This window comes from Actinomadura sp. DC4, assembly GCF_030406325.1.
Lineage (GTDB): Bacteria > Actinomycetota > Actinomycetes > Streptosporangiales > Streptosporangiaceae > Actinoallomurus.
Genome location: NZ_JAUEQY010000022.1, coordinates 103597 through 128475, shown reverse-complemented (window position 1 = coordinate 128475; position 24879 = coordinate 103597). Strand labels below are relative to the sequence as shown.

General features: G+C 71.4%; 23 protein-coding genes. 9 read left to right on the top strand and 14 right to left on the bottom strand.

Annotation, left to right across the window (positions count from 1 at the left end):
- The first annotated feature begins 12 nt into the window (after positions 1 to 12).
- A complete protein-coding gene (gene guaA / locus QWU11_RS31575; protein WP_290118119.1) occupies positions 13 to 1584 on the top strand; it encodes a glutamine-hydrolyzing GMP synthase in 1572 nt (523 codons plus the stop codon).
- Between the two features lie 12 nt (positions 1585 to 1596).
- Here guaA and kynU read toward each other — a convergent pair whose 3' ends face one another.
- The gene (gene kynU / locus QWU11_RS31570) at positions 1597 to 2847 is read right to left on the bottom strand and encodes a kynureninase (RefSeq protein ID WP_290118118.1); all 1251 of its coding nucleotides are present in this window, start codon (positions 2845 to 2847) and stop codon (positions 1597 to 1599) included.
- Between the two features lie 83 nt (positions 2848 to 2930).
- Complete coding sequence (locus tag QWU11_RS31565; protein ID WP_290118117.1) at positions 2931 to 3737, bottom strand: NAD(P)H-binding protein; 807 nt, start codon at positions 3735 to 3737, stop codon at positions 2931 to 2933.
- A 71-nt stretch (positions 3738 to 3808) separates the two neighbouring features.
- Here QWU11_RS31565 and QWU11_RS31560 point away from each other — a divergent pair, with 71 nt between their 5' ends.
- Positions 3809 to 4381 (top strand): TetR/AcrR family transcriptional regulator, encoded by a 573-nt coding sequence (locus tag QWU11_RS31560; protein ID WP_290118116.1) that lies wholly within the window; start codon positions 3809 to 3811, stop codon positions 4379 to 4381.
- Here the strand turns inward: QWU11_RS31560 and QWU11_RS31555 are convergent.
- The 5 genes from QWU11_RS31555 to QWU11_RS31535 all read right to left on the bottom strand — a co-directional run bounded on the left by QWU11_RS31555 (position 4370) and on the right by QWU11_RS31535 (position 11123).
- Positions 4370 to 5182 (bottom strand): SRPBCC domain-containing protein, encoded by an 813-nt coding sequence (locus QWU11_RS31555; protein WP_290118115.1) that lies wholly within the window; start codon positions 5180 to 5182, stop codon positions 4370 to 4372. The genes QWU11_RS31560 and QWU11_RS31555 overlap by 12 nt on opposite strands.
- Positions 5183 to 5303: 121 nt before the next feature.
- The gene (locus QWU11_RS31550) at positions 5304 to 6149 is read right to left on the bottom strand and encodes a xanthine dehydrogenase family protein subunit M (protein ID WP_290118114.1); all 846 of its coding nucleotides are present in this window, start codon (positions 6147 to 6149) and stop codon (positions 5304 to 5306) included.
- Positions 6146 to 8575, bottom strand: a complete 2430-nt coding sequence (locus QWU11_RS31545) for a xanthine dehydrogenase family protein molybdopterin-binding subunit (RefSeq protein WP_290118113.1) — start codon at positions 8573 to 8575, stop codon at positions 6146 to 6148. Before QWU11_RS31545 ends, QWU11_RS31550 begins: the two co-directional genes overlap by 4 nt.
- Positions 8572 to 9066 carry a (2Fe-2S)-binding protein gene (locus tag QWU11_RS31540; RefSeq protein WP_290118112.1) on the bottom strand — a complete coding sequence of 165 codons (495 nt, stop codon included), beginning with the start codon at positions 9064 to 9066 and terminating at the stop codon, positions 8572 to 8574. Before QWU11_RS31540 ends, QWU11_RS31545 begins: the two co-directional genes overlap by 4 nt.
- Before the next feature lie 518 nt (positions 9067 to 9584).
- Positions 9585 to 11123 (bottom strand): alkaline phosphatase D family protein, encoded by a 1539-nt coding sequence (locus QWU11_RS31535; protein WP_290118111.1) that lies wholly within the window; start codon positions 11121 to 11123, stop codon positions 9585 to 9587.
- A gap of 233 nt (positions 11124 to 11356) precedes the next feature.
- Here QWU11_RS31535 and QWU11_RS31530 point away from each other — a divergent pair, with 233 nt between their 5' ends.
- From QWU11_RS31530 to QWU11_RS31520, 3 genes are all read left to right on the top strand, one after another.
- The gene (locus QWU11_RS31530; protein WP_290118110.1) at positions 11357 to 11488 is read left to right on the top strand and encodes a hypothetical protein; all 132 of its coding nucleotides are present in this window, start codon (positions 11357 to 11359) and stop codon (positions 11486 to 11488) included.
- Between the two features lie 227 nt (positions 11489 to 11715).
- Positions 11716 to 12105 (top strand): cysteine dioxygenase, encoded by a 390-nt coding sequence (locus QWU11_RS31525; protein WP_290118109.1) that lies wholly within the window; start codon positions 11716 to 11718, stop codon positions 12103 to 12105.
- A 65-nt stretch (positions 12106 to 12170) separates the two neighbouring features.
- Positions 12171 to 13604, top strand: a complete 1434-nt coding sequence (locus tag QWU11_RS31520; RefSeq protein ID WP_290118108.1) for a hypothetical protein — start codon at positions 12171 to 12173, stop codon at positions 13602 to 13604.
- Here QWU11_RS31520 and QWU11_RS31515 read toward each other — a convergent pair.
- Together QWU11_RS31515 and QWU11_RS31510 are read right to left on the bottom strand one after the other, a co-directional pair.
- Positions 13558 to 13752 carry a hypothetical protein gene (locus QWU11_RS31515; protein ID WP_290118107.1) on the bottom strand — a complete coding sequence of 65 codons (195 nt, stop codon included), beginning with the start codon at positions 13750 to 13752 and terminating at the stop codon, positions 13558 to 13560. The two genes, QWU11_RS31520 and QWU11_RS31515, sit on opposite strands and share 47 nt — an antisense overlap.
- On the bottom strand, positions 13739 to 15595 hold the full coding sequence (locus tag QWU11_RS31510; protein WP_290118106.1) for a PspC domain-containing protein: 1857 nt from the start codon (positions 15593 to 15595) through the stop codon (positions 13739 to 13741). Before QWU11_RS31510 ends, QWU11_RS31515 begins: the two co-directional genes overlap by 14 nt.
- Positions 15596 to 15725: 130 nt before the next feature.
- On the opposite strand from QWU11_RS31510, the gene QWU11_RS31505 reads away from it, so the two are divergent.
- Both QWU11_RS31505 and QWU11_RS31500 read left to right on the top strand, forming a co-directional pair.
- Positions 15726 to 16916, top strand: a complete 1191-nt coding sequence (locus tag QWU11_RS31505) for a PspC domain-containing protein (RefSeq protein ID WP_290118105.1) — start codon at positions 15726 to 15728, stop codon at positions 16914 to 16916.
- A 12-nt stretch (positions 16917 to 16928) separates the two neighbouring features.
- Positions 16929 to 17555 (top strand): response regulator transcription factor, encoded by a 627-nt coding sequence (locus tag QWU11_RS31500; protein ID WP_290118104.1) that lies wholly within the window; start codon positions 16929 to 16931, stop codon positions 17553 to 17555.
- Between the two features lie 32 nt (positions 17556 to 17587).
- Here the strand turns inward: QWU11_RS31500 and QWU11_RS31495 are convergent, their stop codons facing one another.
- Together QWU11_RS31495 and pcrA are read right to left on the bottom strand one after the other, a co-directional pair.
- Entirely contained in the window at positions 17588 to 19051 is a 1464-nt protein-coding gene (locus QWU11_RS31495) for a right-handed parallel beta-helix repeat-containing protein (RefSeq protein ID WP_290118103.1), read from the bottom strand.
- 109 nt (positions 19052 to 19160) lie between these two features.
- Positions 19161 to 21485: a DNA helicase PcrA gene (pcrA, locus tag QWU11_RS31490; RefSeq protein WP_290118102.1), complete on the bottom strand. Its 2325-nt coding sequence runs from the start codon at positions 21483 to 21485 to the stop codon at positions 19161 to 19163.
- Positions 21486 to 21624: 139 nt separating this feature from the next.
- Between pcrA and QWU11_RS31485 the strand changes: the two genes are divergently transcribed.
- Entirely contained in the window at positions 21625 to 22050 is a 426-nt protein-coding gene (locus QWU11_RS31485) for an SRPBCC family protein (protein ID WP_290118101.1), read from the top strand.
- A 22-nt stretch (positions 22051 to 22072) separates the two neighbouring features.
- Here the strand turns inward: QWU11_RS31485 and dhaM are convergent, their stop codons facing one another.
- Genes dhaM through dhaK form a run of 3 tightly spaced genes read right to left on the bottom strand, consistent with a single transcriptional unit; the run spans position 22073 to position 24071 of the window.
- Positions 22073 to 22468 carry a dihydroxyacetone kinase phosphoryl donor subunit DhaM gene (gene dhaM / locus QWU11_RS31480; RefSeq protein ID WP_290118100.1) on the bottom strand — a complete coding sequence of 132 codons (396 nt, stop codon included), beginning with the start codon at positions 22466 to 22468 and terminating at the stop codon, positions 22073 to 22075.
- A 5-nt stretch (positions 22469 to 22473) separates the two neighbouring features.
- Positions 22474 to 23076 (bottom strand): dihydroxyacetone kinase subunit DhaL, encoded by a 603-nt coding sequence (gene dhaL / locus QWU11_RS31475; RefSeq protein ID WP_290118099.1) that lies wholly within the window; start codon positions 23074 to 23076, stop codon positions 22474 to 22476.
- A complete protein-coding gene (gene dhaK / locus QWU11_RS31470; RefSeq protein ID WP_290118098.1) occupies positions 23076 to 24071 on the bottom strand; it encodes a dihydroxyacetone kinase subunit DhaK in 996 nt (331 codons plus the stop codon). The genes dhaL and dhaK overlap by 1 nt, the downstream gene beginning before the upstream one ends.
- Positions 24072 to 24200: 129 nt before the next feature.
- Here dhaK and QWU11_RS31465 point away from each other — a divergent pair, with 129 nt between their 5' ends.
- Positions 24201 to 24878 (top strand): PIG-L deacetylase family protein, encoded by a 678-nt coding sequence (locus tag QWU11_RS31465; protein WP_290118194.1) that lies wholly within the window; start codon positions 24201 to 24203, stop codon positions 24876 to 24878.
- Position 24879 lies beyond the last annotated feature (1 nt).

The window sequence follows — 24879 nt, the reverse complement described above, 5'->3', positions numbered from 1 at the left end:
AAGGCGTTCTTGGTGTCCGTCGAGTCAGTCGAGCAGTCCTTCGACACGGTCCTCGTTGTCGACTTCGGGGCGCAGTACGCGCAGCTCATCGCCCGTCGCGTACGCGAGTGCCACGTGTTCAGCGAGATCGTGCCCTCGACCATGCCGGTCGCCGAGATGCTCGCCAAGCGGCCCAAGGCGATCATCTTGTCCGGCGGTCCCGCGTCGGTGTACGAACCCGGTGCGCCCGCGGTGCCGGACGGCCTGTTCGAGGCCGGGGTGCCGACGCTGGGCATCTGCTACGGGTTCCAGGCGATGGCGCGTGAGCTGGGCGGCACGGTCGCCGACTCCGACATCGCCGAGTACGGCCGTACGGACCTGATCGTGGTCGAGGAGGGCGCGCTCCTCGCCGGGCTGCCCGTCGAGCAGTCGGTGTGGATGTCGCACCGGGTCACCTGCAGCGTGCCGCCGGCCGGGTTCGTCGTGACCGCGAGCACCGCGAGCGCCCCGGTCGCCGCGATGGAGGACACCGAGCGCGGCCTGTACGGCGTGCAGTTCCACCCCGAGGTCATGCACACCGAGCACGGCCTGGCCGTGCTGCGCCACTTCCTCACCGCGGCCGGCTGCCGTCCGTCCTGGACCATGGTCAACATCGCCGAGGAGTCCGTCGAGGCGGTCCGCGCCCAGGTCGGCGACAAGCGCGCGATCTGCGGGCTGTCCGGTGGCGTCGACTCCGCGGTGGCCGCCGCGCTCGTCCAGCGCGCCATCGGAAGCCAGCTGACCTGCGTGTTCGTCGATCACGGGCTGCTGCGCAAGGGCGAGGCCGAACAGGTCGAAAAGGACTTCGTCGCCGCGACGGGCGTCGACCTCAAGGTCGTCGACGCCGCCGACCGGTTCCTGGAGGCGCTCGACGGCGTCACCGACCCCGAGACCAAGCGCAAGATCATCGGCCGAGAGTTCATCCGGGTCTTCGAGCAGGCGGCCCGCGAGATCGTCGACTCCCGCGGCGACGCGGTGGAGTTCCTCGTCCAGGGCACGCTCTACCCCGACGTGGTCGAGTCCGGCGGCGGCACCGGCGCGGCCAACATCAAGTCCCACCACAACGTCGGCGGCCTGCCCGACGATCTCCAGTTCTCCCTGGTCGAGCCGTTGCGGACGCTGTTCAAGGATGAGGTACGCCGGCTGGGCGAGGAGCTCGGGCTCCCGTCGGAGATCGTCTGGCGCCAGCCGTTCCCCGGGCCCGGCCTCGGCATCCGGATCATCGGCGCGGTGACGCGCGACCGCCTCGACCTGCTGCGCGAGGCCGACGCGATCGCCCGCGAGGAGCTCACCCGGGCCGGCCTCGACCGCGACATCTGGCAGTTCCCGGTCGTGCTGCTCGCCGACGTACGCTCGGTCGGCGTGCAGGGCGACGGCCGCACGTACGGGCATCCGATCGTGCTGCGCCCGGTGACCAGCGAGGACGCCATGACCGCCGACTGGGCGCGGCTCCCGTACGACGTCCTGCAGCGGATCTCCACCCGCATCACCAACGAGGTCGCCGACGTCAATCGCGTGGTCGTCGACATCACGAGCAAGCCGCCGGGCACGATCGAGTGGGAGTGACCCCGCTCGGGCTCAGGTGACGCGCGAGGGCTCGGAGGAGAAGCCCTCGTAGGACCGGTCCGCCACGATGCGGCGCAGCCGGTCGAGGCCGTCCCAGACGTCGGTGAAGCTCGTGCTGATCGGCGCGGGCCCGAGGCGCAGCCGTTCGGGGGTCCGGTAGTCCGGGATCACCTTCGCCGCGATCAGCGCCTGGGTGAGACGCCAGGCCTCGGGGTGGCGCAGCGACACGTGCGAGCCGCGCCGCTCCGGGTCCGCCGGGGTCGCGAGGTCCAGTTCCGGCAGCCACTCCCGGGCCAGGTCGATGACGTAGCCGGTGAGGGCGACGCCCTTGGCCCGCAGCCGCTCGATGCCCGCCTCGGCGAGCAGCCGCACGCCCTCCTCGACGGCCGCGATCCCCAGCACCGCGGGCGTGCCGACGAGGAAGCGGTCGATCCCGGGCACCGGGTCGTACGAGGGTCCCATCGCGAACTGGTCGCGCTGCCCGAACCAGCCCCAGATCGGCTGCCGCAGCCGTCTTTGCAGCTCCTGGCGTACGTAGAGGAACGCGGGGGCGCCGGGCCCGCCGCCCAGATACTTGTAGGTGCAGCCGATCGCCAGGTCCGCGCCGGTGGCGTCGAGCCGTACGGGCACGGCGCCGGCCGAGTGGCACAGGTCCCACAGCACGAGCGCGCCCGCGCCGTGGACGATCTCATTGACGGCCGCCATGTCCAGCAGCGCCCCGGAGCGGTAGGCGACGTGGGAGAGGCTGACGAGCGCGGTGTCCTCGCCCACGGCGTCGCGCAGCACGTCCAGGTCGAGGCCCTTGTCGATGTCGGTGCGCACGACCCTGAGTTCGAGGCCGCGCTGCGCCGCGAGCCCTTCGAGGACGTACCGGTCGGTGGGAAAGTTGTCGTCGTCGGTGACGATCACCGTACGGTCCGGGCGGGCGTCCAGGGCGGCGACGGCCAGCTTGTAGAGGTTGACCGTGGTCGAGTCCGAGACGGCGACCTGACCCGCCGCCGCGCCCAGGAGCGCCTCGCCGATCAGGTCGCCGGCGCGGGCCGGCAGGTCGACCCAGTGGTCCCACGACCGGATCAGGTCGGCGCCCCACTCCTCCCGTACGACCCGCGCGACCCGCTCGGTGGTCGCCTTCGGCAGCCGCCCGAGCGAGTTGCCGTCGAGATAGATCAGCTCGGGGTCGTCGTTCACGAAGGCGTCCCGCAGCGAGGCGATCGGATCCTCGGCGTCGAGCAGGGCGGCGTACGCCCTGGACAGGTCGGTCATGGGCTCACTCTAGATCGAGACCACGGCGATCAGGTCGGGTCGCAGGGGTGTCAGGGTGCGGCCGGGGGAGGGAGTCCTCCGGCTCAGCGGAACGCCGGGGCGCTGCGTTCCGCCCAGGTGGCGAACGTACGGGGCGGGCGGCCGAGGATCTGCTCGACGGCCGGGCTGATCTGCCGTTCGGCGAGGGTCGGGGTGCCGAGGATGGCGAGCGTGCCCTCGACGACCGGCTCGGGCATGAAGCGCAGCATCGCTGTGCGCGCCTCCTCGCGGGTCTGCTCGACGAATCGCACCGGCTCGCCCAGCGCCGCGCCGATCGCCGCCGCCTGTTCGCGCGGGGTGATCACGGCCGGGCCGGTCAGGTCGTAGGTCCGGCCCGTGTGGCCCGGCTCCCGCAGGACCGCGGCGGCGACCTCGGCGAGGTCGGCCGGGTCGACGCTCGGCAGGCCGACGTCCGCGAACGGTGCGGCGGCCGTCCGGTGCGTGCGGATCGTCTCGGCCCAGCGGTAGGCGTTCGAGGCGAAGCCGCCCGGACGCAGGATCGTCCAGTCGAGGCCCGACGCGCGTACGGCCTGCTCGAAGGTCACCGGGTGGCGGTAGTCGGCCGGCCGGAAGCCCGCGCCCTGGGAGGACAGCAGCACCACCCGTCGTACTCCGGCCTGCGCGGCGACCTCCAGCACGCCGCGTGGATCCTCCCCGGCGACGAGCAGGAACAGCGCGTCGGCCCCTTCCAGAACGGTCTTCAGTCCGGCGGGTTCGGCGAGGTCGGCCGCCCAGTGCCCGGACGCCTTCGCGGGGTTCCGTGAGACCGTCCGTACCCGTTCGCCCGAGGCGGTCAGCGTCCGTACGAGCTCGCGTCCGACGTTTCCGGTCGCGCCTGTCACCACGATCATTTCTCACTCCCGAGTTAGTTGACTAACTAAGACGCTAGCCGATCAAGGGAGTCGCGTCTACAGTTAGTGGGGTGACTGACTCGAAGGTCCGGCAGGCCGGCAAACGGGAGCGGCTGGCCGACGCCGCCGCCCGGGTGCTCCACGAGCAGGGGGCCGAGAGGACCACGCTCGCGGACATCGCGCAGGCGGCCGACGTTCCCGTGGGCAACGTCTACTACTACTTCAAGACCAAGGACCAGCTGGTCGAGGCGGCGATCGACACCCAGGCGCGCGGCCTCCAGGAGACGATCGAGTCCCTCGGCGCGCTGCCCGTGCCGCAGGAGCGGCTGAAGGCCCTCGTACGCGGCTGGGTCGGCCAGAGCGAGGTCACCGCACGCTACGGCTGTCCCACCGGGACTCTCGCCGCCGAGCTCGACAAGCGCGACGACGGCCTCGACCAGGTGATCGCCGGGGTGATGCGGCGCCTGCTCGACTGGATCGAGGAGCAGTTCGCGGCGATGGGCCGCGCCGACTCACGCGAGCTCGCGGTCGCCCTGTTCGCCGCCTACCAGGGCATCTCCCTGCTCACGAACACCTTCCGCGACCCCGAGCTCATGGCCGTAGAAGGACGCCGCCTCGAACGCTGGATCGACTCACTCGCCTGAGCGCCGGCCACGCCGCCTGACGAGACGCCGGAGCATCCACGCCGCCGCCAGCCCGGCGACCACCGGGGCCAGCCGTTTGGCGATCGAGGGACCCGCGAACTCCAGCAGGTCGATGGCCTCGTCGTCGGCGGGACGAGCGGTGGCGGGCCGCCGCGGGGCCTCAGGTGCGGGTTCGACGGCGGGCTCGGCCTCCACCGGCGCGACCTGAGGCTCGGTCACGGCCTCCGCGGCCTGCGGAGCGCCCTCCCCGCCCGGCACTGCCTCGGCGGGTGCCGGAGCAGGAGCCGCGGTCTCGGCCTGAGTCGCCTGCGGCGCGGGCGCGCTCGCCTCGGGAGCGACCTCAGGAGCCGGTTCGACCGGCCGGGTGATCTCGTCGGCGAGGTTGCCGGCGAACCGGTTGACCAGCTTGCCGCCCACCTCGGACATGATGTTCCGCCCGAACTGCGCGGGCCGGCCGGTCACGTTGAGCTTCGTGTGCACCGTGACGCGGGTCCGCTCGCCCTCGTCGTGCATCTGCGCCTGTACGGTCGCGCTGGCCGTGCCCGAACCGCGTGCCTCCTTGCCGGTGCCCTCGATGGACACGGTGTGGGTACCGGCGTCCTGCGAGGCGATCCGGGCCGAGCCCTTGTACGTGATCGTCATCGCCCCGAGCTTCACCTTGAGGCGGCCGGTGAATTCGTCGCCGTCGACCGAGTCCAGTGTCGCGCCCGGCATGCAGGGTGCGATCCGCTCGACGTCGAGCAGGACCGGCCACGCCTGGTCGACCGGTACCGGAACGGTGAATTCGTGATCGAGTTCCATGGCCCTCCTCTTGGTGCCTCCTTAGGAAGCAGCATACGAAGCACCCGGGTTCTCCGCCGACGCGGAGTGGGGAAGGCACAAGACGCCCTCCCCGCCCCGCGTCGGCGAAGCGAACATCGACCTACACGCTCGCCGCCGTGGCCAGGGCACGAGCGGTCAGGACCTGCGCGAGGTGCTGCCGGTACTCGGCGGACCCGTGCAGATCGCTGGGCGGGCTGGTGCCCTCGGCGGCGTGGGACGCCGCGCCGCGGAACGCCTCGCGGTCGGCCGCGCCGCCCGTGACCGCCTCCTCCACCGCCGACGCGCGTACGGGGGCCGAGCCCATGTTGGTGAGCCCGACCCGGGCGCCGGTGATCTCTCCGTTCGAGCGGTTCACGAGGCAGGCGACCCCGACGATCGCCCAGGCCTGCGCGGTGCGGTGGAACTTCTCGTAGTGGAAGCCCCAGCCGGCGTACGCCTTGGGCAGGCGGACGCCCACGAGGACCTCGTCGGGTTCGAGCGCCGAGGTGAGGTAGTCGGCGAAGAACTCACTCGCCGGGATCTCCCGCGACGACGTCACGAACACCGCGTCCATCGCGAGCGCGACCGCCGGCAGGTCGCCCGCCGGGTCCGCGTGCGCGAGGGCGCCGCCGAACGTGCCCCGGTGGCGTACGGCCGGGTCGGCGACGGTCGAGGTGGCCGCCGCGACCAGGGGGGCGTACTCGCGGATCAGCGGGTCGCGCAGCACCTCGTAGTGCGAGGTCATGGCGCCCACCAGCAGCGAGGTGCCCTCGTCGCGTACGCCGCGCAGCTCCGGCAGCGAGCCGAGGTCGATCAGCGTCTCCGGGTAGGCGAGCCGGAGCCGCAGCAGCGGCAGCAGGCTCTGCCCACCGGCGATCACCTTGCCCTCGTCGCCCGCGTCGCGCAGCGCCGAGACGGCCTCGTCCAGCGACGACGGCCGTACGTAGTCGAACGATCCGGGAATCATGCCTCACCTCCGGCCGAGCCGAGCCCGCCGCCCGCTCCGGGCTGCGCAGAGTGTTCCGGCCCACCGCCCCGCCCTGCTTCCTGCGCGCCTCCGGCACGACATGCCCGCCACACCCGCTCGGGCGTGCAGGGCATGGGCACGTCGGCGACGCCGTACGGCCGCAGCGCGTCGACGATCGCGTTGACCACGGCCGGCGTCGAGGCGATCGTGCCCGCCTCGCCGACGCCCTTGACGCCCAGCGGGTTGGTGGTGGCCGGCGTCTCGGTGCGGTCGGTGGTGAAGGTCGGCAGGTCCGATGCCGAGGGCACCAGGTAGTCGGCCATCGTCGTCGTGGTCAGGTTGCCATCGCTGTCGTAGACCGCCTCCTCGTACAGGGCCTGCGCGATGCCCTGGGCGAGACCGCCGTGCACCTGGCCCTCGACGATCAGCGGGTTCACGACCTTGCCGACGTCGTCCACGGCGACGTAGGAGCGGATCTTCACGAACCCGGTCTCGGTGTCCACCTCCGTGGCGCACAGGTGCGTGCCGTGCGGGAAGGAGAAGTTGTCCGGGTCGTGGGTGGCGTCGGAGTCCAGCGACGGCTCGAAGCCGTCGGGCAGGTCGTGCGCCGCGAACGTGGCGGTCGAGATCTCTTGGATCGTCCGGGACTGGTCGGGCACGCCGCGTACGGAGAAGGCGCCGTTGGCGAACTCCACGTCCTGCTCGTCGGCCTCCAGCATGTGCGCCGCCATCCGGCGGGCCTTGTCGATGACCTTGTCGCAGGCGTTGTAGAGCGCCACGCCGCCGACCGCGAGCGACCGCGAGCCGTAGGTGTCCATGCCCTTGGGCGAGATGCTCGTGTCGCCGTGCAGCACGCGTACGTCCTCGAACGGCACGCCGAGCCGGTCGGCGGTGATCTGCGCCCACGCGGTCTCGTGGCCCTGCCCGTGCGCGGACGAACCGGTCACCACCTCGACCTTGCCGGACGGCAGCATCCGTACGGACGCGTGCTCCCAGCCGCCGGCGCCGTACGCCAGCGAGCCCAGCACCCGCGACGGCGCGAGGCCGCACATCTCGGTGAAGGTCGAGACGCCGATGCCGAGCTGTACGGGGTCGCCGCGGTCGCGCCGGTCGGCCTGCTCGGCGCGCAGCTTGTCGTACTCGAAGAGCTGACGGGCCTTCTCGGTCGCCGCCTCGTAGTTGCCCGAGTCGTAGGTGAGCCCGGCGATCGTGTCGTAGGGGAACTCCTCATGAGTGATCCAGTTGCGGCGCCGCACCTCCAGCGGGTCCAGCGACAGCTCGGCGGCCAGCTCGTCCATCAGCCGCTCGATCCCGAACGTCGCCTCGGGACGCCCGGCCCCGCGGTAGGCGTCGGTCGGGGTCTTGGTGGTGAAGATCCCGGCGCACGTGAAGTGGTAGGCGTCCATCTTGTAGATGCCGTTGAACATGAACGCGCCGAGCAGCGGGACGCCGGGCGTGACGAGCATGAGGTACGCGCCCATGTCGGCGAGCAGGTCGACCTTGAGCCCCCGGATGCGGCCGTCGGCCTCGGCGGCCAGGGACAGCCGCTGGATCTGGTCGCGGCCGTGGTGCACGGACGCGTTGCCCTCGCTGCGCGACTCGGTCCACTTGACCGGCCGGCCGAGCCGCCTGGTGATCAGCAGGCAGGCGACCTCCTCTCCGTACACCTGCAGTTTCGAGCCGAACCCGCCGCCCACGTCGGGCGCGATGACGCGGAGCCGGTGCTCGGGGATGCCGGTCACGGTGGCGAGCATGAGCCGCAGGATGTGCGGGATCTGCGTGGCCGACCACATGGTGAACTCATCGCCCACCACGGAGCAGACCACCGCACGGGGCTCCATCGCGGTCGGGATGAGGCGTTGCTGGACGTACCGGCGCTCGATGACGACGGGGGCGTCGCGGAAGGCGGCGTCGACGTCGCCGCCCTCGAAGGTCCACTCATAGGACGTGTTGGTGCCCTTGGAGGAGTGGACCAGGTCGGCGCCCTCCTTGATCGCCTCCTCCATGTCGAGGACGGGCGGCAGCGGGTCGTAGTCGACGTCGATGAACTCCAGCGCGTCCGCGGCGGCGTACCGGTCGCGGGCGACGACGACGGCCACCGGCTCGCCGGCGTAGCGCACCTCCTCGACCGCGATCGGCGGGTGGTCCGGCAGCACCATGTCCTCGGTGACCGGCCACGCGCACGGCAGGCTGCCCTGCTCGTCGGCGAGGTCGGCGCCGGTGAAGACGGCGATCACGCCGGGCCGCTCGCGGGCGGCGCTCGCGTCGACGTTCGTGATGCGGGCGTGGCCGACCGGGCTGCGCAGGAACGCGGCGTGCAGCAGGCCGGGGAGCTGGATGTTGTCGGTCCAGTTGGTCTGCCCGGTGATCAGCCGGGCGTCCTCGGAGCGCAGCCGTGCGCTGCCGATCTCCGGCGCGGCCGTCATCGGGTGGCCTCCTCGTGCGCCGGGCTCTGCCGCATGTCACCGGCGGCCCGGTGCACGGCGCGCACGATGTTCTGGTAACCGGTGCAGCGGCACAGGTTCCCTTCGAGGCCCTCGCGGATCTCCTCGTCGGACGGGTCGGCGTTCTCCCTGATCAGGTCCAGCGAGGCCATGATCATGCCCGGTGTGCAGTAGCCGCACTGCAGGGCGTGCTCCTCGTGGAACGCCTTCTGCAGCGGGTGCAGCCCCTGCCCGTCGCCGAGACCCTCGATGGTGGTGACGTCCTTGCCATCGGCCTGTACGGCGAGGACGGAACAGCTCTTGACGCTCAGTCCGTCCAGAAGGACGGTGCAGGCGCCGCAGTTCGACGTGTCGCAGCCGATGGGCGTGCCCACCTTGCCGAGACGGTCGCGCAGATAGTGGGCGAGCAGAAGACGTGGCTCGACGTCATCGTCGTACTTGACTCCGTCGACCTCTACGGACACACGCGGCATTCGTCCTCCCAGATGGGGTGATGCGGATCGGAACGTGCCGGATCACAGGGAGGTCCGCGGACCGTGAAGAGAACTTCCGCTGGCCACATCGGGGTGCCTTCTTCGTCGAAGGAAGCGGCTCTGTGGGCTGAGTGGGCGTGCTGCGCCCATGACGTATCGCCGCACCAGAGCCATTTCTGGTGCGCTCTCTTCCGTCTGCTTATCTGAAATTAACCCTTATCGGATTTTTCAGGCATTTCGACTTTGTGCGTCCTACGCAAAGCCGAGCGGTGCTTACGGCGTAACCGCGCGGATGCTCGGCGAATGCGTTTGGTGCGGCTGCGCGCCATCACGATCTCCCTGCGAGGAGGCTGCTCGATGCCAACGTAAGCCTCAATGCCCCAGGGAGGCCAGACCTGATCGCCTCTGGAGTCACGCGGGGCCCCACCCGTACGACCTGGGTGTTTGCCCACCCGAAAGCGGCCGGTCTCATCGCAGAAGCGTGGCCTTTCGCCCCTTCTTCCTCTTTTCTGCGGGGCTCAGCGCTGGGCGGGAAGGTCGACGGTGTAGAGGACCTTGCCGCTGTAGTCGCGCAGGCGGGTGGTGAGTTCGCCGGAGTGGCCGTCGATCGCGATCTCACCGAAGAACTGGGAGCCCTCCAGCGGCGAGGTGTTGGCGCGCGGCGGGACCGCCTGGAACCGCACCGTCGGGCCGTAGGTCAGGTCGAGCGTGTTGGGGCCGAAGGCGCCGGCGTTGAGTGGCCCGGACACGAACTCCCAGAACGGGTCGAAGTCCTGGAACGCCGCCTTGGCCGGGTCGTAGTGGTGCGCGGCCGTGTAGTGCACGTCGGTGGTGATCCACACGACGTTCCTCACCCGGTGCTTCTTGATCGAGGACAGCACGCCGGCGATCTGCAGCTCGCGGCCGAGCGGGCCGCCGTTGTCGCCCTGGGAGACGGCCTCGATGCGGTCGGCGTCCGGCACGACCAGCGAGATCGGCATGTCGGAGGCGACGATCTTCCAGGTGGCGCGGGACGCGGCGAGGGACCGCTTCAGCCACTCGGCCTGCCGCGCGCCGAGGATGCCCTGCCGGTCCGTGGTCTGGTCGTCGGGCCCGTTGGCGTTGCGATAGGTCCGCATGTCGAGCACGAACACGTCGAGCAGCGGGCCGTAGGAGATCTTCCGGTAGATCCGGCCGTCGTCGTGGGGCTGCTGGGTGATCGGCAGGTACTCGAAGAACGCCTGCTTGGCGCGGGCGGACAGCACGTCGGTCCGCTTCTCGGTGTAGTTCGCGTCGTCAAGGATCTCGCCGGGGTACCAGTTGTTGTGGGTCTCGTGGTCGTCCCACTGGTTGATCTGCGGGACGGCCGCGGCGAAGGCGCGCAGGTTGTCGTCCATCAGGTTGTACCGATGCTGCCCGCGGTACTCCGCGAGCGTCTCGGCGACCTTGGACTTCTCCGGCGAGGTGAGGTTGCGGTAGATCCGGCCGTCCGGGAGCGTGACCGTCGCCTGGATCGGGTTGTCGGCGTACCAGTGGTCGCCGTTGCACAGGAAGAAGTCCGGGTCGACGGCCTGCATCGCCTTGAAGATCCGGTAGCCGCCGATGTCGGGGTTGATGCCGAAGCCCTGCCCGGCGAGGTCGCCCGACCACACGAAGCCGACGTCGCGCCGCGTCCGCGGGGCCGTACGGAAACCGCCCGGCACCGGCGCCGAAACGAGGGACGCGTCGTTGAGGTCCGCGGCGCGTACGCGGTAGTAGACGCGCTCGCCGGACGGCAGCCCGTCCAGCCGTACCTTACCGGTCAGGTCCGTGTCCGGGGTGAGCAGCGGGCCGCGCACGGTGGAGAAGCGCCGGAAGTCGGGCCGGGTGCTGACGTCGACGAGCATCCGCGACGGCCGGTCGGCGCGCGTCCACACGACGGCGCCGCGCGCGGACATGTCACCGCTCTGCACGCCGTGCGTGAGCTGCGGACGTCCGGAACGCACGAGCGCCGCGGCGTGCGGGCCGGTGCCGAGCAGGGCGGCACCCCCGCCCGCGACAAGGCCGTTGCGAAGGAAAGAACGCCGGTCCAGACCCATGTCCCACTCCCGTCTCGTAAGCCGGACCGATGGTGGCGTGCCGTGAAGTACGGCACCAGGCCCGAAAGTGGCCAACCGGTGAACTCCTTGCTCGGCGGTGAGGGAGACATCTCCTGTGACGGGTCGAGCTGGCAGGTCGGCGGCGCCGCCGTCACCGTGACCTGTCCGGGAGACTCGGCACTTTCTTCGCCGGAGAGCGCGTGCCGGCCTGTGCGATCGGCGACTCGGCCGTCGTGGCGAAGCGAATCGCCGACGACGGTCCGATGGTCGTCATCGGAAGACTGGATTCCTTGCTGCTCTTCATGCCGCTTCTCGTCGCCGCCCTGGCCTGGGCGGGGCTCCTCGTGGCGCGCCGTCGCCGGTGAAGCCCGTGGGGTGATTGTGGTCTTTAGTGCTGGTCGGGGCGTTAGTCCGGCTTGACAGCGCGGAGTCGCGGCCCGCAGACTTCTTCCCATGCCAGCGCGTACGCTTCCCGCCGACGTGGACTCCCGCCACGCGGTCATCGTGCTGTGTCCTTCGTGTTGTCGCTGACCTGACCTTCCCGTCTCGTCAGCCCGCGGCGCTCCTCGCCGCTGTCCGAAGGACCCTTTCAATGAACTTCTCGGTCATTCCCGACATCACGCTGCAGGCCCGTCCCGAGTCGGGGACGGTCACGATCGGCCGCCTGGCCGGCGTCGTACGCGAGATGGCCGCGCGCCCGGCGTACTGGTGGCACCTCGCGCGCTTCGACGGCACGCCGGTCCCGGTGGCGGACGACCTGTGGCTGTGGGGCTGGCCGCCGGGCCACCGCGCCGTACCGGCCGGACCGGGCGTCCTCACCGTTCTCGCGGGCGAACTCTCCGAGCGCACGATCACCGACCAGGGGGTCGCGGAGCGGACGCTGCGGGCCAACCGCATCCGGGTGTACGGCGCCGATCACCCCCGTGAGGTGGTCAATCTCGGCCCCGGGTACGCGCTGAGCCTGCACGCGACCACCGCGTGATCGTTGGGTGAACTCCGCGTCACAGGCCCCGTGAAGCGGGGGCTCCCGCCGTAGCGTCGCATCACATGTCCCGCGTCTTCTCCCTGGTCATGCTGGGTGTGAGCCTCGTCGCGACGAGCGCTGCCATGGTGCTCGGTACCTCGGACGCCGTCCCGTACTTCGGCTCGACCAGCCCGTTCCTGACCTTCGGCGGCTCGCCGTCCCACGCGACGGTGGTCTTCCTGACCTGGTTCGCGGCGATCAGCGGCGGGGCGGGCACCCTGACCGGCCTGCACGCCGCGCGCCGCGAGCGTTTCGTGAGCCCCGTCCGGCTGCTCCTCGCCGGCGCCGTCGCGGCCCTCGTTCTCGCGCTGCTGCCGCCGGCGGGCTCGGTGGACATGCTCAACTACGCGATCTACGGGCGGATCACCGATCTCGGGCGCGACCCGTACTCCACGACTCCGTTCCTGCTGTCCCGTACGGGGGACCCGGTGGGCGTCCTGCTGCCGAGCGGCTGGCAGCGCGTCCCGACCGTGTACGGGCCGATCACCACGGCCGTCCAGTGGGGCGCCGCGCACCTCGGCGGCAACTCGATGGCGCACATCCTGTTCCTGCTGAAGTGGGGCAACGCCGTCGCGTTCGTCGCCACCGGCGTGGTCCTGGACCGGCTGGTGGGCGCTCGGCACCGGGTCCGTGCCTGCCTGCTCTGGACGCTGAACCCGATCATGCTGTTCTGGATGGTGGGCAGCGGCCACGCCGACGTGTACGCGGTCTTCTTCCTGGTGCTGGCGCTGTGGGCGATGCGCCGCTCGGCGTTCCTGGCCGGCCTGTCCGGCGGCGCGGCCGCGGCGGTCAAGGCGTCGTTCCTGTTCCCGGCCGCCGCCCTGGTGCTGGTCGCCTGGTTCGGCGTTTCCCGCGTACGGCGGGCGGGCTCGGCGGCGCTCGGCGTGCTGCTCGTCGCGGGCGGCGGGTACCTGCTGGCGGGCCCGTCGGCGATCCACTCGCTGAGCACCCGGCTGGGCCGGAAGGAGGATCGGTACCTGCCCGTGCCGGACTACGTCCTGAATCACTTCTACGGGGTGTGGATGCTGTTGCTGGCGGTCGCGCTGGTGGCGTTCCTGTGGTGGCGTTCGGGCCTGCCGTTCGCGATCTGGCAGCGTGCCTCCGCCGGCCCGCTGCCGGTCGTGGCGGTGGCGTTCGGCACGACGCTGGTCTCCCCGCTGCAGTACCCCTGGTACGACGCGATGCTCCTGCCGCTGCTGGCGCTGGTCCCGTACGAGCGGCTGGACGGGTTCGTTGTCATCCGAGGGGTGGTGCTGGGGGTGATGACGCTGCCCGGCGTGCGGGTGAGCGGGTACCAGCACCTGGGCGTGCGCTGGGTCGACCTCGCCTGGCTGGCCGTCTTCGTCGTCGCGGTGTGGCGATGCTCGCGCCCGCGGTCGACGCCGCCTGTCGTCGCCGCCCCCGGCCTGGTCAGCGTGGGCGGCGGCGGGAGCGGAAGACCAGCCGGAGAACGATGATCAGGCCGATCGAGACGAGGACCGAGGGCATCGCCCAGTCGTAGGAGACCCGGTGGCCGCCGGTGCCCTCGACCAGATAGCGGATGGCGACGCCGAGGAACACGAGCGCCGCGACGAGCGACGACGGGTCGAACTTATGCCGGTACACGCGTGACCTCCATGTCGCCGACCTTGCTCCGCAGGTGCAGGACGATCGTGGGCGTCCCGCCCTGGGCCGGGCGCTCGGGCTCCAGCACGCGGTTCACCCGTGCGCCGGGGCCGCCGGTGACCTGGTGGTCGATCGTGATGTCGCCGATGTAGGCGTGGCCGTCGACCTCCACCCGCGCGCTGGCCGGCACCTTGACGGCCAGCATGCCGAGCACTACCTCGGCGGAGACCTGCAGGCGCTGGCCCGGGGAGAGCGGCACCGTGGTGAGGTCCACGACGCCCTGGCCGACCACGACCTTGTGGGACTGCTCGGCCTGCGTGGTCGCGGCAGGGCGCCACATCATGTGATGCGTCTTCCGCGCGACCGCGGGATTACCGGCGATCGAGGTTGACGCGAGGGCGAAGGACATGATCGCTCCAACGAGGACGAGCTTGCGGTCCCGGCCGAACCAGGCACCGAGGATGAGTCCGACGGCGACGACAATGAGCGCTCCGGCTATGACGATCTGGAGCCCGCTGAGGTTCGGCCGGTCGCGGACAGTGGAGTACAGCACGGCGGCGACCAGGGCGGCGGCCAGAATCGTGAGCGTGGCGAGGACCGAGGAGGGGCGCTGGTTCGGCGCGGTCTCGGGGGTGTGGGGGCTGTGAGGGTACGGGGCCGTGGGGCGCTGGGCGTAGAGGTCGTCCTCGTAGGGACCGTCCTCGTACGGGTCGGCGTCGTGGGGCCTGGTCGGGTCGGTGGTGCGTTCGCCCGCGTAGGGGCCGGCCGCGTAGGAGTCGGTGCGGCGGCCGAGGCGGGCCAGGTCGATCATGCCGTCGGCCTGGCGGGGACCGGCCGTCTCGGTCGGCGGAGGCGGCGTCCAGGAGGACAACGGCCGCCCCTTGATCCCTTCCGGCAGCCCACGCGTGACCTGCACGAGGTCGACCCCGCGCGACCTGGCCACGAGCAGCGCCAGCCCGAACACGACGACCACGGCCAGAGCGTCGCCGGAGCCCCAGTTTCCGACGATGTTGAAGACCACGGAGACGCCGAGGACGGCGGCCAGCAGCGTCAGCGCGGTGTCACCGTCGAAGACGCGCTTGCTCCTCTTCTCGATCCACGACGGACCGCCGTCGGGCGCGCCCATGAGCAGGAAGGCGGCGACGTAGAGCAGCACCCCGATCCCGGTCGCGATCACCAGCAACGCGAACCCGACCCGGAAGACGATCGCGTCGATCCGGGTGTAGCGGGCCAGCCCGGCACAGACACCGGTGATCAGCCGTCCGTCCTGCGCCCGCGTGAGCCGCCGGGAACCCGCCGAAGCGGCGGGACTTGTCCGAGGCTCGTTCCCGGCCCCGGCCGGAGCCGACCCTGCGGACCCGAACGGCGAACCGGAACGAGAGCCTGCCGGGGGAAGCACACCAGAGGGCCGAGCGGCCTCGTCGACGCCCGGCGGGGTGTCGACCGGCTCGTCGGCGTCTGTGGCGGACTGGGGGTTCTGGGGAGCGTCTGCAGGGAAGTCCTGCGAGGTGCCGGCGGGTGTTTCGGCGCTCGCGTTCGGCCGGCCGGAGGGCTCGGGGGCCGATTCGGGGTCGGCTGAGGTGGCCGTGCCGGGCCGGATGGCGTCGGTTTCCGTGGCGGACTGGGGGCTCTGCGGAGCGCCCGCAGGGGAGTCGGCGGGTGTTTCGGTGCTCGCACTCGCCCGGTCGGCGGCTTCCGTCCCAGGCTGGGAGGCTTCGTGGGTGGCCGGTGGGGTGGCGGCCGGGGCGTCCGGGTTCGGCTGGGCGGCCGCTTCGGAGCCGGCCTGGTCGGCGGGCTTCGGGGCCGGCTCGGAGCCGGGAGACGGGACGCTTTCCTCGTTCATGGTGCCTATCGTTCCGGTTCGGCGAGCCCGCGACCATCCGGGAGACCCCTGACTCGCCCCTGAGGATCTCCGGGGTCTCCCAGGGCGGTCCCCGATGCGGTGATGGACCAAAACGCGAGAACATCTCACTGTGCCTGAAACACCCAGCGGGGAGTCCACGGACCTGATCCCCCCGCGTCTCGACCGGCGAGCCGACGGACGGCTCGCCGGTGGCGTGTGCTCCGGGCTCGCCGACCACCTCGGGCTCGACGTGCTGGTCGTACGCCTCGCGTTCGCCGTGCTGATCGCCGCGGGCGTGGGCGTCGTCGCGTACGTCGCGCTCTGGCTGCTCGTGCCGCAGCGCGACGAGCCATCGGGGCGCCGCGAGTACGGGCAGCTCTTCGCGTACGCCGCGCTCGTCGGTCTCCTGTGCCTGTTCACCTGGGGTGCGGGCGCGCTGAACTGGGCCGTGTGGCCGGTCGTCGCGGGCGGCATCGGGGTCGGGATCATCTGGCAGCAGGCCGACCCCGAGCGGCGGCTGCGCTGGGTTCGCAACACGCAGGCGATGTGGCTGCGCAGCATCGTCGGGACGCTGCTCGTCGCCGGCGGGCTGATCGCGTTCCTGGCCCAGAAGGTCCGCCCCGGGCAGGCCGGGCAGGTCCTGCTCGGCTCGATCGTCATGCTCGCCGGTATCGCCGTGGTCGTCGCCCCGTGGCTGCTGCGGCTCTGGCGCGACCTGGACACCGAGCGCCGTGAGCGGATCCGCTCGCAGGAGCGTGCCGAGGTCGCCGCGCACGTGCACGACTCCGTGCTCCACACGCTCACGCTGATCCAGCGGAGCGCCCACGACCCGCGCGAAGTGCAGCGCCTGGCCCGCTCGCAGGAACGCGACCTGCGTGCCTGGCTGTACGAGCCGAAGGCCGACGCCGAGCAGGATCTCGCGGCGGCGGTGCGCAAGGCCGCGGCCGAGGTGGAAGACCACCACGGCGTGCCCGTCGAGGTCGTCTGCGTGGGCGACTGCCCGCTCGACGACCGCCTCGGCGCGATGCTCCAGGCCGCCCGCGAGGCCATGGTCAACGCCGCCAAGCACGCCCACGGCGAGTTCGGTGACCAGGCGCACACCTCACTCTCGGTCTACGCCGAGGTCGCCGGCGACGAGGTGTCGATCTTCGTACGGGACCGGGGCACGGGCTTCGACCTCGACGCCGTGCCGCACGACCGCATGGGCCTGCGCGAGTCGATCATCGGCCGGATGGAGCGCAACGGCGGAAAGGCCGAGATCCGTACGGCTCCCGGCGAGGGCACTGAGGTCAGACTGGAGATGCGGCGTGACTCGAAATGAGAAGAGGCATAGATGACCCGCGTTGTGCTGGTCGATGACCACCAGATGTTCAGAAGCGGCGTGAAGGCCGAGCTGGGCGCGTCCGTCGAGATCGTCGGCGAGGCCGGCGACGTCGACGAGGCGATAGCGGTGATCAAGGCGAACCGACCGGACGTCGTGCTCCTCGACGTGCACCTGCCCGGTGGCGGTGGCGTCGAGGTGCTGCGCCAGGTCCTTCCCTCCGAGACGCGCTTCCTCGCCCTGTCGGTCTCCGACGCCGCCGAGGACGTCATCGGCGTCGTACGCGGCGGGGCCCGCGGCTATGTCACCAAGACGATCTCCGGCGGGGAGCTGACCAACGCGATCGAGCGGGTCGCCGAGGGCGACGCGGTCTTCTCACCCCGGCTCGCGGGCTTCGTCCTGGACGCGTTCGCCGCCGCGGACGTACCCGCCATCGACCCCGAACTCGACCAGCTCACCCAGCGCGAGCGCGAGGTCCTGCGCCTGATCGCGCGCGGCTACGCGTACAAGGAGATCGCCAAGGAGCTGTTCATCTCGGTCAAGACGGTCGAGACCCACGTGAGCAGCGTCCTGCGCAAGCTCCAGCTCTCGAATCGCCACGAACTCTCCCGCTGGGCCGCCGCCCGGCGCCTGGTTTAGGGCCTGTCTCGGGCGGGGCCCCGAAGCGGGCCCTAGGGGTGCGGCGGCGGGCTCAGCCAGGAGCAGCCGGGCGGGTCGGCGCGGCCCGGCCGGTACGCCGCGCAGGCGGTGGTGATCGCGGTCTTGAAGGGGTTGCCCTGCTGCGCGTACGGGCCGCCGGCCGACGGATGGTCGCAGGTCGGCAGCGTCGCCGGGTCGCTGCGCGGCACGCCCGCCGGCGAGGCGTTGCTCTGCCAGCAGTTGCGGTCGCCCTGCTCGTCCCACCAGAAGTCGACGCCGTTCGGCGCCGCAGTGCCGGAGGGTGTCACGCCCATCAGGTTGCCGACATAACGGTTGCCGTGGGAGGTGTCGCGCTGCTTGGCCGGGTCGGTCTCGCCGCGCCGGCTCGCCGGGATCCAGTACTGGGCGATGCCGTACCGCCAGTTGTCATAGACCAGGTTGCTCGCGTAGGTGTTCTCGTCGCCGCCCGCGAGCAGCAGTCCCGTACCCACCGGAACCGCGCGCCGCGGGCACGTCGCGCCGCAGCCGCGGTAGAAGTCGGCGTTGTTGCCGAAGACGCGGTTGGCGACGAACATCGCGTGGTTCTGCGGCATGCCGATCGCCTGCACGCTGCTGTCGAGCATGGCGCCGGTGGAGTTGCCGTTGAACTGGTTGTCGTGGACGTAGACCGAGTCGCCCGCCGTACCGGAGTAGCCGATCAGGTTGCCGTACGACCGGCAGCGGCGGATCTCGACGGACAGCCGACCGCCCTTCTGGTCGGCGGCCGAGGCCGTGGAGATGCCCGCGTCGTTGTTGCCGGACGCGGCGCAGTCGGTGATCAGCCCGTGGTCGGAGGTGGAGGAGGCGAGCCCGTGCCCGCCGTTGGCCAGGCCGGTGACCTGGTCGAGGACGAAACCGTCGGTCTCGCTGACGCTCACGCCGTCTTCGCCGAAGCCGCGTACGGTCACGCCGCGCAGGTAGAAGCCGTCGGCCCGCTGGGCGAGGATGCCGACCTGTTTCTTGCCCTCGATGATCACCGGGCCGCCGAGGCCCTCGATCTGCAGGTCGTTCAGGCCGGTGATGCTGATCAGGCTCTGCACGTGCGGGCAGGCGACCTGGTCGGCGTACGCGAGCGGGGCGCCGTCGTCGAGCTTGGCGCAGTGGCCCTTGGGCGCGGCGAGGGAGGCCGGCTCGTGATAGATACCGGGCAGCACGTAGATCGTGGTCCCGCGCGCCCGTACGGCGTCGACCGCCTGCTGGATCTGGTGGTAGGCACACTCGCCCGCGAGTTCGCGGGCCAGACCGGTCAGCCGGGCGCCACGCTCGCAGACGACCAGGCGCGGGGCGGCGGCCGGCGCGCGGTAGGCGGGGACGTGGTAGGTGCCGGGCACGGGGGCGACCGCCCACGCGGTCGCGGACAGAGGCGTGACGGAGGGGTTGTCAGCGGCGAGGGCCGGAGAGGCGAACCAGACCGTTGTCACGATGAAGACGACTGCGACGAGGAGACGCCGCGCCAACCGCCCCATTTTCCTCCCATACGGGCCGCAGGTGCTCCCAGGTGCATCATGCAGGTCCACCCGCAACATGTCGACGCCCGCATCCGGCCATTTCGGCCGTGCAACCTTTTTAGAGCTTCTGTATCGGCGCGTAACGCAGGACAAATCGCTTGACTCCGTAGTCGCCACCGAAGTCAACGGTCGCCGCCGCCTTTTCTCCCGCCCCGTCGACGGTCACGACGGTGCCGAGACCGAAGGCGTCGTGGACGACCCGGTCGCCCGTGGAGAGCGCCGGAACCTCGCGGTTGCCCGGGGAGCGTACGCCGGGCCGCTGGGAGAGCGAGGCCATCGCGGGCGTGCCCTTGCCGGCCGCCTCGGACCGCTCCCACTCGACCAGGGTCTCGGGGATCTCGGTGAGGAAGCGCGAGGCGGGGTTGTAGGAGGGCGCGCCCCAGGCGCTGCGCATCGTCGCGCGGGAGACGTAGAGCCGCTGCCGGGCACGGGTGATGCCGACGTACGCGAGCCGGCGCTCTTCCTCCAGCTGCTTGGGGTCGCCGAGCGAGCGCAGGTGCGGGAAGACGCCGTCCTCCATGCCGGTGAGGAAGACCACCGGGAACTCCAGGCCCTTCGCGGTGTGCAGGGTCATCAGCGTGACGACGCCGTCGCCGCCCTCGGGGCTGCGCTCGCCGGGAGGCACCACGCCGTTCTGCCCGCCGGGGATCTGGTCGGCGTCGGCGACGAGGGCGACCTGCTCGAGGAACTCCACGAGCCGGCCCTCGGCGGGCCGTTCCCGTACTTCCTCGCCCTCGCCCTCGCCCTCGCCGGACACGGCCAGCGCGCCCGTGGCGAGCCGCTCCTCGAACTCGGCCGCCACCGACTCCATCTCGCGGAGGTTCTCGACGCGGGTCTCGTCCTGCGGGTCGCGCGACCCCTCCAGCTCGGCGAGGTAGCCGCTCTTGACCAGGATGGCCTCGACCAGCTCGGCCGGCGTGGCGGTCTCCACCATCTCGCCCAGCTCGTCGAGGAGGGCGACGAAGTCCTTGATCTGGTTGAGGGAGCGGGTGGCGATGCCGGGGGCCTCCTCGGCCCGCCGCAGCGCCTGCCAGAACGAGACGCGCTCGCGGCCCGCGAGCGCCTCGACGCAGGCCTCGGCCCGGTCGCCGATGCCGCGCTTGGGGACGTTGAGGATGCGCCGCAGGCTCACCGTGTCCTCGGGGTTGCCGAGGACCCGCAGGTAGGCGAGCAGGTCGCGGATCTCCTTGCGCTCGTAGAAGCGGACGCCGCCGACGACCTTGTAGGGCAGGCCGACGCGGATGAAGACCTCTTCGAAGACACGGGACTGCGCGTTGGTGCGGTAGAAGACCGCGACCTGGCCGGGCTTGATCTCCTCGTCGTCGCTGAGCCGGTCGATCTCCTGGGCGACGAACGCGGCCTCGTCGTGCTCGTTGTCGGCGACGTAGCCGGTGACCTTCGGGCCGTTGCCCTGGTCGGACCAGAGACGCTTCGGCTTACGGTCGGCGTTGCGCTCGATCACCGCGTTGGCCGCGGACAGGATGGTCTGGGTGGAGCGGTAGTTCTGCTCCAGGAGGATGACGCTCGCGTCGGGGTAGTCGCGCTCGAACTCCAGGATGTTGCGGATCGTCGCGCCGCGGAAGGCGTAGATCGACTGGTCGGCGTCGCCGACCACGCACAGCTCGGCGGGGGCGAGCTCGTCGTCGTCGCCCTGCTGGCCGACCAGCTCGCGTACGAGGACGTACTGCGCGTGGTTGGTGTCCTGGTATTCGTCCACCAGCACGTGCCGGAACCGCCGCCGGTAGTGCTCGGCGACGTCCGGAAACGCCTGCAGGAGGTTGACGGTCGTCATGATCAGATCGTCGAAGTCGAGCGCGCCGGCCTGCTGGAGCCGGGCCTGGTAGGTCTCGTACGCCTCGGCGAGCGTCTTTTCGAGATGGGTCGAGGCCTGACCGCGGAAGGTCTCGTAGTCGATGAGCTCGTTCTTCAGGTTGGAGACCTGGGCGGAGAAGCCGCGCGGCGGGTATCGCTTGGGGTCGAGGTCGAGCTCGCGGCAGACCAGCGCCATGAGCCGCTGCGAGTCGGCCTGGTCATAGATCGAGAAACCGCTGGGGAACCCGAGCCGCTTGGCCTCACGCCGCAGAATGCGCACGCACGCCGAGTGGAACGTCATCACCCACATGGCACGCGACCGGTTGCCGACGAGCGCCTCGACGCGCTCGCGCATCTCACCGGCGGCCTTGTTGGTGAACGTGATCGCCAGGATCTCCCCGGGCTGCGCGCCGCGCTCACCGAGGAGGTGGGCGATGCGATGGGTGAGCACACGGGTCTTGCCAGAGCCGGCTCCGGCGACGATCAGCAGCGGGCCGCCGTGATGCACGACCGCCGCGCGCTGGGCGTCGTTGAGGCCGTCGAGAAGGGGATGGCTTACGAGCGTGGACACTCAAAGAAGCCTACGGCCTGGAACCGACAACGCGCGGCGAGCCGCCCCAACCGGCCGGCCCGATCCTCCCGGATGCCCGCGCCTCCGGCCGGGCGCGCCTGGTAAAAGTGAGGAAGATCGACGACTTCGGGAGGCCCCCGTGCGCTACCAGATCGAGAACGACATCGACGCCGCGCCGGAGGCGGTGTGGGCGGTGCTGGCCGACGTGGAGCGCTGGCCGGAGTGGACCAAGTCGATGATCTCGGTACGGCGGCTGGAGGACGGCCCGTTCGGCAGCGGCAGCAAGGCACGCGTACGGCAGCCCCGCCTGCCGGCGGCCACGTACACCGTCACGGAGTACGAGCCGGGCCGGGCCTTCGACTGGGCGGCGAAGTCGCCGGGCGTGACCGTCACCGGCGGCCACTACGTCGACCCGCGCGGCGACGGCCGGGCGACCGTACGGCTCACCGTCGACCTGACCGGCTTCCTCGCACCGCTCGTAGGGCTGTTCACGGCCAAGCTGGTCCGTCACTACATCGGCCTGGAGGCCGAGGGCCTGAAACGCCGCTGCGAGCCCACGCCCTGACCCGCCGCCGGCACCGCCGGAATCACGTCTTGCGGAAGTCGTACGCCTCTCCCGCCGCTTTCGTCACGGCCGCCACATCGGCACCGCCCGCCGCGGCCGAGGCGGCGGCCACCGCGCCCTCCACGAACGGCGCGTCGGCCAGGACCACCTCGGTCTCGGCGTCCTCCAGGTCCTCCAGATACGTCTTGGCGGTCAGCACCGAGCTGCCCAGATCGGCGATCAGGACCACCCCGGCGCCCTGCTCCGCCTCGCGTACCGCCGACTCCAGCAGCTCCAGGCTCGTCCCCAGCCCGCCGTCCTCGGTACCGCCCGCGGCCGCCACGGCCACCTCGCCCACGCCCATCTGCCGGGCCAGCTCGGCGGCGCCCTCGGCGAGCGTCCGGCTGTGCGAGATCAGCACGATTCCCACATTGGCCATGGAGATCAGCTCACCTCGGCGAGGGCGCGGAACAGCAGGACCGTCGAGGCCGCGCCCGGGTCGAGGTGGCCCACGCTCCGCGGCCCCAGATAGCTCGCCCGGCCCTTGCGGGCCTGCAGCGGCACGGTCGCCTCGGCGCCCTTCGACGCCGCGTCCAGCGCGGCCGACGCCGCGGCGGCCAGGCCGTCCCCGGCCGCCGCCTCGTACGCCGCCACCGCCGGGGCCAGGGCGTCGACCATCGTCTTGTCGCCCTCCACGGCCTTCCCGAGCTCCTGGACGCCCTCCAGCGCGGCGCGCAACGCGGCCCCGAGACCAGGGGCGTCCACCTCGGAGGCGTCGCCGAGCGCCTTGCCCGCCCGGCGCAGCACGGTGCCGTACAGCGGTCCGGACGCGCCGCCGGTCTTGGAGACCAGCGTCCGCCCGGCCGTCATCAGCACCTTGCCGGGCGGCAGGTCGGCGCCCTCCAGCGCCGACACGGCGGCCCGCAGACCGCGGTCGAGGTTCGAGCCGTGGTCGCCGTCGCCGATCGCCGAGTCGAGCCGCGTCAGCCGTTCGGCGTCGGCCGTGACCAGCGCGGAGAAGCAGGCGATCCACTCGCGGGCGTCCATCAGCGCCCCCACCGCAGGCCGGCCGTCTCCACCGGCGCGTCCCACAGCTCGGTGAGCCGCGGCGTCAGGCGGCAGACCGAGATCATGCTGCCGGCCATGTCCAAGCTGGTCACGTAGTTGCCGACCAGCCGCCGCGCGACGGTCGCCCCGTGCCCGGTCAGCCACTTCTCCGCCGCCGCGTACGCGCCGTACAGCTCCATGAGCGGGGTGCCGCCCATGCCGTTGACCATCACGAGCAGCTCGGCCCCGTCCAGCGACATGTCGTCGTTGATCGCCGACAGCGAGAAGTCGACGATCTCCGAGGCGGTACGCAGCTTCGTACGCTCGCGGCCGGGCTCGCCGTGGATGCCGATGCCGAGCTCGATCTCGTCGGGGCCGAGCTCGAAGGTGGGCTGACCGGCGGCCGGGACCGTACAGGCCGTCAGCGCGACGCCGAACGACCGGCTCCGCTCGTTGACCTCCTTGGCCGCCGCCGCCACGTCCGCCAGCGGGCCGCCGGACTCGGCGAGCGCGCCCGCGATCTTCTCGGCGAAGACGGTCGCGCCGGTGCCGCGGCGGCCGGCGGTGTAGGTGCTGTCCTGCACCGCCACGTCGTCGTCGATGACGACCGGGACGACCTCGACGTCCTCGTCCTCGGCGAGCTCGGCGGCCATCTGGAAGTTCAGCACGTCACCGGTGTAGTTCTTCACGATGTGCACGACCCCGGCGCCGCCGGAGACGGCGGTCGTCGCGGCGAGGATCTGGTCGGGTACCGGCGAGGTGAACACCTCACCCGGGCAGGCGGCGTCGAGCATGCCGTACCCCACGAAACCCCCGTGCAGCGGCTCGTGTCCGGAACCTCCTCCGGAGACCAGGCCGACCTTGCCCGTACGCGGCGCGTCGCCTCGTACGATGATCCGCTGTTCCAGGTCCACCCGCAGCGACGGGTGCGCGGCGGCCATGCCGCGAAGGGCGTCGAGGACAACGTCGTCAACGGCGTCGATCAGTTTCTTCATCTGTCCGGAATACCCCGCGTACTCCGAAAACGCCAGACTTGATGGTGGTGAGACGGGTAAAGCCCTGGTGATCCTGGCCGGTCCTAAGATGTGACAGTGATCGAAGACGTGGCGCGTGCGCTTGTTGTGATGGCCCATCCCGATGATGTCGATTTCGCCGCGGCCGGGACCGTCGCGACCTGGACCGACGCCGGCGTCGAGGTCGCCTACCTCATGGTGACGGACGGTGACGCGGGCGGTTTCGACGACGATCTTCCGCGCGAGGAGATGGCGCCGCTCCGCCGCGCCGAGCAGCGGGCCGCGGCCAAGTGCGTGGGCGTTGGCGACGTCCGCTTCCTCGGGTACCCCGACGGACGCGTCGAGGCCACCCTCGACCTGCGGCGCGACATCGCGCGGGTGATCCGGCAGGTACGGCCCGACCGGGTGATGATCCCCAGCCCGGAGCGCAACTACCAGCGGCTCGCCCCGAGCCACCCCGACCACCGCGCGGTGGGCTCGGCCGCGCTCGACGCCGTCTACCCGGACGCGCGAAACCCGTACGCCTTCCCCGAACTGCGCGCCGAGGGCCACGAGGCGTGGACCGCCCGCGAGGTGTGGATCACCGGCGGGCGTGCGGGCGACCACTTCGTCGACGTCACCGACGTCTTCGATCGCAAGCTCGCGGCGCTGCGCTCGCACGTCAGCCAGGTCGCCCACAACGCCGACCTCGAGGGCATGCTGCGCGGCTTTTTGTCCGCCAACGCCGAACGCGGCGGCCTCGCCGAGGGACGGCTGGCCGAGGCCTTCACGATCGTGCCCGCCCAGTGAC

Bases quoted from the DNA above. Each gene is read 5' to 3' on its own strand.
- kynU (WP_290118118.1), bottom strand. From the start codon at position 2,847: ATGACCGACCTGTCCAGGGCGTACGCCGCCCTGCTCGACGCCGAGGAT.
- QWU11_RS31565 (WP_290118117.1), bottom strand. From the start codon at position 3,737: ATGATCGTGGTGACAGGCGCGACCGGAAACGTCGGACGCGAGCTCGTA.
- QWU11_RS31555 (WP_290118115.1), bottom strand. From the start codon at position 5,182: ATGGAACTCGATCACGAATTCACCGTTCCGGTACCGGTCGACCAGGCG.
- QWU11_RS31550 (WP_290118114.1), bottom strand. From the start codon at position 6,149: ATGATTCCCGGATCGTTCGACTACGTACGGCCGTCGTCGCTGGACGAG.
- QWU11_RS31545 (WP_290118113.1), bottom strand. From the start codon at position 8,575: ATGACGGCCGCGCCGGAGATCGGCAGCGCACGGCTGCGCTCCGAGGAC.
- QWU11_RS31540 (WP_290118112.1), bottom strand. From the start codon at position 9,066: ATGCCGCGTGTGTCCGTAGAGGTCGACGGAGTCAAGTACGACGATGAC.
- QWU11_RS31535 (WP_290118111.1), bottom strand. From the start codon at position 11,123: ATGGGTCTGGACCGGCGTTCTTTCCTTCGCAACGGCCTTGTCGCGGGC.
- QWU11_RS31525 (WP_290118109.1), top strand. From the start codon at position 11,716: ATGAACTTCTCGGTCATTCCCGACATCACGCTGCAGGCCCGTCCCGAG.
- QWU11_RS31520 (WP_290118108.1), top strand. From the start codon at position 12,171: ATGTCCCGCGTCTTCTCCCTGGTCATGCTGGGTGTGAGCCTCGTCGCG.
- QWU11_RS31510 (WP_290118106.1), bottom strand. From the start codon at position 15,595: ATGAACGAGGAAAGCGTCCCGTCTCCCGGCTCCGAGCCGGCCCCGAAG.
- QWU11_RS31500 (WP_290118104.1), top strand. From the start codon at position 16,929: ATGACCCGCGTTGTGCTGGTCGATGACCACCAGATGTTCAGAAGCGGC.
- dhaM (WP_290118100.1), bottom strand. From the start codon at position 22,468: ATGGCCAATGTGGGAATCGTGCTGATCTCGCACAGCCGGACGCTCGCC.
- dhaL (WP_290118099.1), bottom strand. From the start codon at position 23,076: ATGGACGCCCGCGAGTGGATCGCCTGCTTCTCCGCGCTGGTCACGGCC.
- dhaK (WP_290118098.1), bottom strand. From the start codon at position 24,071: ATGAAGAAACTGATCGACGCCGTTGACGACGTTGTCCTCGACGCCCTT.
- QWU11_RS31465 (WP_290118194.1), top strand. From the start codon at position 24,201: ATGGCCCATCCCGATGATGTCGATTTCGCCGCGGCCGGGACCGTCGCG.